Origin of the sequence: Bifidobacterium sp. (genome assembly GCF_050874245.1) — a bacterium.
Classification (GTDB): Bacteria; Actinomycetota; Actinomycetes; order Actinomycetales; family Bifidobacteriaceae; genus Bifidobacterium.
The window spans coordinates 1-4,947 of record NZ_JBNMKH010000104.1 but is presented as its reverse complement, the minus strand read 5'-3'; the positions used below and the strand labels follow the sequence as shown (position 1 = coordinate 4,947).

General features: G+C 63.7%; 4 protein-coding genes and 1 tRNA gene. 2 read left to right on the top strand and 3 right to left on the bottom strand.

The features are described 5' to 3' along the window. Positions 1-1,670, bottom strand: a 1,670-nt coding sequence (locus tag ACR0P8_RS08625) for a PspC domain-containing protein (RefSeq protein ID WP_432624680.1), incomplete at its 3' end; no start/stop codon positions are given. Positions 1,671-1,783: 113 nt separating this feature from the next. Here ACR0P8_RS08625 and ACR0P8_RS08620 point away from each other — a divergent pair. Both ACR0P8_RS08620 and ACR0P8_RS08615 read left to right on the top strand, forming a co-directional pair. After that, positions 1,784-3,346: a PspC domain-containing protein gene (locus ACR0P8_RS08620; protein ID WP_432624679.1), complete on the top strand. Its 1,563-nt coding sequence runs from the start codon at positions 1,784-1,786 to the stop codon at positions 3,344-3,346. Positions 3,347-3,400: 54 nt separating this feature from the next. After that, positions 3,401-4,081: a LuxR C-terminal-related transcriptional regulator gene (locus ACR0P8_RS08615; RefSeq protein ID WP_432624678.1), complete on the top strand. Its 681-nt coding sequence runs from the start codon at positions 3,401-3,403 to the stop codon at positions 4,079-4,081. 69 nt (positions 4,082-4,150) lie between these two features. Here the strand turns inward: ACR0P8_RS08615 and ACR0P8_RS08610 are convergent. Together ACR0P8_RS08610 and ACR0P8_RS08605 are read right to left on the bottom strand one after the other, a co-directional pair. Then, a tRNA-Ser gene (locus ACR0P8_RS08610) sits at positions 4,151-4,235 on the bottom strand. 239 nt (positions 4,236-4,474) lie between these two features. After that, positions 4,475-4,947 (bottom strand): aminoacyl--tRNA ligase-related protein (locus ACR0P8_RS08605; RefSeq protein ID WP_432624677.1); only part of this gene is annotated, 473 nt, incomplete at its 5' end.

Below are 4,947 nucleotides of genomic sequence, written 5' to 3'. Positions count from 1 at the left end.
GAATCGTACGGATCGTCCTCAGTGTCCGATTCATCGGATTCGTCCTGATCGTCGGCATCGTCCGAACCATCATCGTCCGAATCCTCGGGATCGGTGGTGCCGTCGAGCGCCGGAACGCCCTTGTTCACCCCATGGTGGCCAGGTACCGAACCATCGTCCTCATCGAGGGACAGGCCCATGAAGCCCGTGCCATTGAAGAACGTGAGCCCGTCCGGCCCTCCCACGTAATCAGTGACGTTGGTGTAGCCGCTGTCCTTGTCACTGACCGACCACTGGCATCCGTCCGGCAGCGTGACCACTACCTGGGCGTTCACCACCACTAGATTCAGTTCTCCCGTCGGGCATGAGCTTTCGCCGTACGTGCCGTCGTCGAGCTTGACCTTGTGTTTGCCATGCGCGGCCGGATATCCGCTCAGATCGATGTCAAGCACATCGTTGGCGTAATTCTTGCCGACCACCACCAGTCCCTGTTCGTACCGTTTCATCTGGGCGTCGCTGGTGTCGCTCCATGTCACGGTGCCGGACACCGTCATACGGTGATAGTCGTCCGACATCATCCATCCGCGGCTTTCCCATGCCACCGCGCCTGTACAGAACGTCATCGCCACGGCCATGAACGCCGCGAACCATGCCAGCGGATGCAGGCCGCCGGCACGACGCCCCATGCAGCCAAGCACGACGATCAGCACGCCGATTCCCAGGCAGATGCCGCCACAGCACAGCGTGGCGAGACGCAGAACACGCAAAGCGTAATCCCAATCGACCGTCATCGTGGTGGCGTACCAGCCGGTTCCGGCGATCGCCAGCAAAGCCACGCCAAGCGTCACCAGCACCAGCAGCGGTCCGGCGGGCTTGCGGCGGGCACGCTTCGGCTGCGGCGCCACGGCCGTCGGCGGAGCGGTGAAGGTCGGCGGCACATTGGATGTGGCGAACGCGGCAGGCGGGCTCACCGGCTGTTGAAACGTCTGGTATGGCGATTGGGCGGGACGCGCGTACGGCTGGTAGCTAGAAGGCGTGGGACGCGTCGGCTGCGGCATTGGTTGGCCGGTCATGCCTGACATGTTCGCGGCAGTGGCCGTGTTCGCCGGCATCGGACGCGGCATATATTGCGATTGCGCAGGCCGCGCCGGCTGTCCGGGCTGCGTGGGTTGGGTAGGCTGCCCCGGCCATGGTCCGCCCGCTTGCGGCGGTTGCCAGCTCGTCGCATACGATTGGCGATTCACCAGCAGCCAGAAGACCAGCACGGCCGCGCCGAACGCCAGCCATCCGGCGCCGGGCAGGCACAGCGCCACCGCGGCGCACACCAGCGCGCCCGCGCAGTTCCAATCCCAATGGCCGTTGACCAGCTCCTCGCACAGGATCCGGCCATCCGTCTCGTCCGGCAGCAGGAACCAGGCCAGTGCGTAGAACGCCGCTCCGGCGCCGAACAGCAGCGAGGTGAGGATCACCAGCGCGCGGACCAGGGTGGCGCTCCATCCCAGGCGGCGCGCCACGCCGTCGCACACGCCGGCGACCCAACGGTTACGGCCGCGCATGATCCGGCTGGAACGAATCCATGCGAAGAATCGATTGCCGCGATTCGGCTGCGGCTGATACATCGGCGGCTGGGGCTGCGGTCCGGCAGAACCAGCGGCACGACCGCCTTGCGGATTGTTGTTTGCGTTGCTCATGTCTCCATTACAGCAATCCGCAGCCGTCACACGTATCGGGGAACACCCTGAATCTGCCCTGAACACCGGCTGAAAGCCCTGAATCGGCATCCCCGACAGGGCACAATGGAAGCATGAAATCCTTAGCCAAACCGCGGTACACGCAGGAACAGTACGATCAGGCCAGCGCGGTCTACATGCGCTGGTGCTACGAGCAGGCCCTGCGCGAAGGCCGTCCCGCACCATCACGACCGGCCAGGCTACCGTTGCTGCGGCCAACGTATGGACGTGCGGCTGCTGGCGTGGCCAAGGCCATCAGCATGCATCTGGGCGTGTCCGTCAATCTGATCCATTTCATCTTCGTCGTCACGTCCTTCTTCTTCGGCTCCGGACTCATCGCCTACATCTTCCTGTGGATCACCATTCCCACCGGCGATCCGGTACAGCAGGCATACGCCATCGCAGGCAGCCAGCCCGTAGGCAGCGCGCCGTTGTCACGCGGGAACGCGCCATACGGCAGGTCCGACGCACGCGGCATCGCGGACGCTGGAACAAGCATGCAAAACGTCGGCTCGCAATCGGCTGCGACCGGAGCAATAGCAAACGAAACGCCATCTGAAGACGGTTGGCAATCGTCCGAAAGCCTGGAACAGATGCTCCGGCAGGCACCGAAACCCGCGTTGCTGGCCATGGCGGGACTCGCCGCGTTGGGTCTGTGCGCGGTGATGGCGGCGACCGGTCTCGAAGGCACGCTGATTCTGCCGGTGCTGCTCGGCGTGGTCGGCATCGGCGTGTCCTGGCTTCGTTTCAACGCGAAGGAAGGCCAGTTGTGGACGATGCTCGCCGGCATTGCGATCATCTTCGCCGCATATGCGCTGTACATCGCCACGCATGTCCGCACGATGCCATCCGCACGACACGCCACGCTCACCATGCTGGTCGCCGGTCTGGCGATGCTTGTCGGCGTGCTGCTGGCGATTGTGCCATGGATCACGGCGTTGATACGGGATTTGGGCACGGAGCGCGCGTTGAAGGAACGTGAGGAGGAGCGTGCCGACATGACCGCCCACCTGCACGACGGCGTGCTGCAGACGCTGGCACTGATCCAGTTGCATGCCGATGACCAGCAGACCGTGTTCTCGCTGGCGAGGCAACAGGAACGCGAGCTGCGCGAATGGCTGTATCAGGAGCGCACCACGTCGGATCGTTCCGTCAACGCCGGTTTGAAGCAGATCGCGGCGCATGTGGAGGACACACACGGCAAGCCGATCGAGGTGGTGACGGTGGGCGACGCACAGCCGAGCGCGCAGACCGACGCGCTGTTGGACGCCACGCAGCAGGCGCTCGTCAACGCCGTGACGCATGGCGGCGAACCGATATCCGTCTACTGCGAAGCCGGCGACAAACTGGTGGAGGTGTTCGTGCGCGACCATGGCGACGGCTTCGATGTCGACGCCATTCCAGCGAATCGCCTGGGCATCCGCGAGTCCATCATCGGACGTATCAAGCGCCGCGGCGGTACAGTGGAGATTGTGTCGAGGCCCGGCTGGGGTACGGAGGTGCGCATGCACATGCCGATTTCAGGCGCGGCGGGAGATACGGACGACGGCACGTCCACGACGGTGAACGGCGATACGGGCGCGCGGCCGACGCAATCGCAACGGCAGACGCAGCGACGGACGCAATCGGTGCAATGAACACGATGCATGCAGCAAGACGCGGCACGAATCGATCAGACCCAAGGAGAGGCAATGAACGAGCGGGAACAGCACATCAGAATCGCCGTCGTGGATGACCATGAGATGTTCCGGGCGGGCGTGATCGCCACGTTGCAGCCGTATTTCGACGTGGTCGGGCAGGCGGCCGACGTGGAGGGCTCGGTGGCGATGATCGCGCAGACCAAGCCGGATGTGGTGCTGCTGGACGTGCATGTGCCGGGCGGTGAGAACGGCGGAGGCGCCGAAATCCTCGCGAAATCGCGCGCATACTCCCCCGATACCGTCTTCCTCGCGCTGTCCGTGTCGGATTCTCCGCAGGACGTCGGTTCCGTGATCCGCGCCGGCGCGCAGGGATATGTGACCAAAACGATTTCCGGCGACGACCTGGTGTCCTCCATCAAGCAGGTGCATGAGGGCTACGCCGTGTTCTCGCCGAAATTGGCGGGATTCGTGCTGTCCGCCTTCCAGAACGGTCCAAGCGCGAACGGCGCGTTCGGCGGCCCGATCCACGATGACGAGCTGGACCGGCTGTCCAACCGCGAGCAGGAGGTCATGCGGCTGATCGCACGCGGCTACACGTACAAGGAGGTGGCTTCGGAACTGTTCATCTCCATCAAGACCGTGGAGACGCATATGAGCTCGGTACTGCGCAAACTGCAGTTGTCGAACCGCTCCGAACTCACCCGTTGGGCCGCCGACCGTCGGATCGTGTGACAGGGCGCGACCAGAGCAGGACCCGAACGAAAAAGGGCTTATCGGCAGAAACCGATAAGCCCCACAAAGCGGACAGAGCGAGATTCGAACTCGCGGAAGGTTGCCCTTCAACGGTTTTCAAGACCGTCTCTTTAGACCGCTCAGACATCTGTCCTTCGTACGAGAGGCCGAAACCACACGTACGAAACGTCAATATATCACAGCGATGAGAAAAGCGGCGTGGCACAGGTGCCAACGCCGCTTTTCACGGATTCACATCAGAAACCGGATATGGCCGGTCCCGGGAATCAGGCTTCCCATTTAGTGGGACGGACAGTCCAGTGGAACTGTCCGTGGCCGGTGCGTAGCGAAAGCGTCACGCACCGCGCACAGGCACAGCGAAGCCTGATGGAATCAGGCTTCCCACTTAGTAGGCTCGATGACTTCCTTGCCACCCATGTACGGACGCATGGCCTTCGGAATCTCGATGGAGCCGTCCTTCTGCTGGTGGTTCTCGAGGATGGCGACCAGCCAACGGGTGGTGGCCAGCGTGCCGTTCAGCGTGGAGACGGCGCGGGTGCTGCCGTCCTCCATGCGTTCGCGGATGTTCAGGCGGCGGGCCTGGTATTCGGTGCAGTTGGAGGTGGAGGTCAGCTCGCGGTAGCGGCCCTGGGTCGGCACCCACGCCTCGCAGTCGAACTTGCGGGCGGCGGAGGAGCCCAGATCTCCGGCGGCGGTGTCGATGATGCGGTACGGCACCTCGACCTTGCCGAGCATCTCCTGCTCCATGGCCAGCAGGTGCTCATGCTCCTTGTAGGAGTCCTCCTGCTTGGCGTAGACGAACATCTCCACCTTGTCGAACTGGTGCACGCGGATGATGCCGGAGG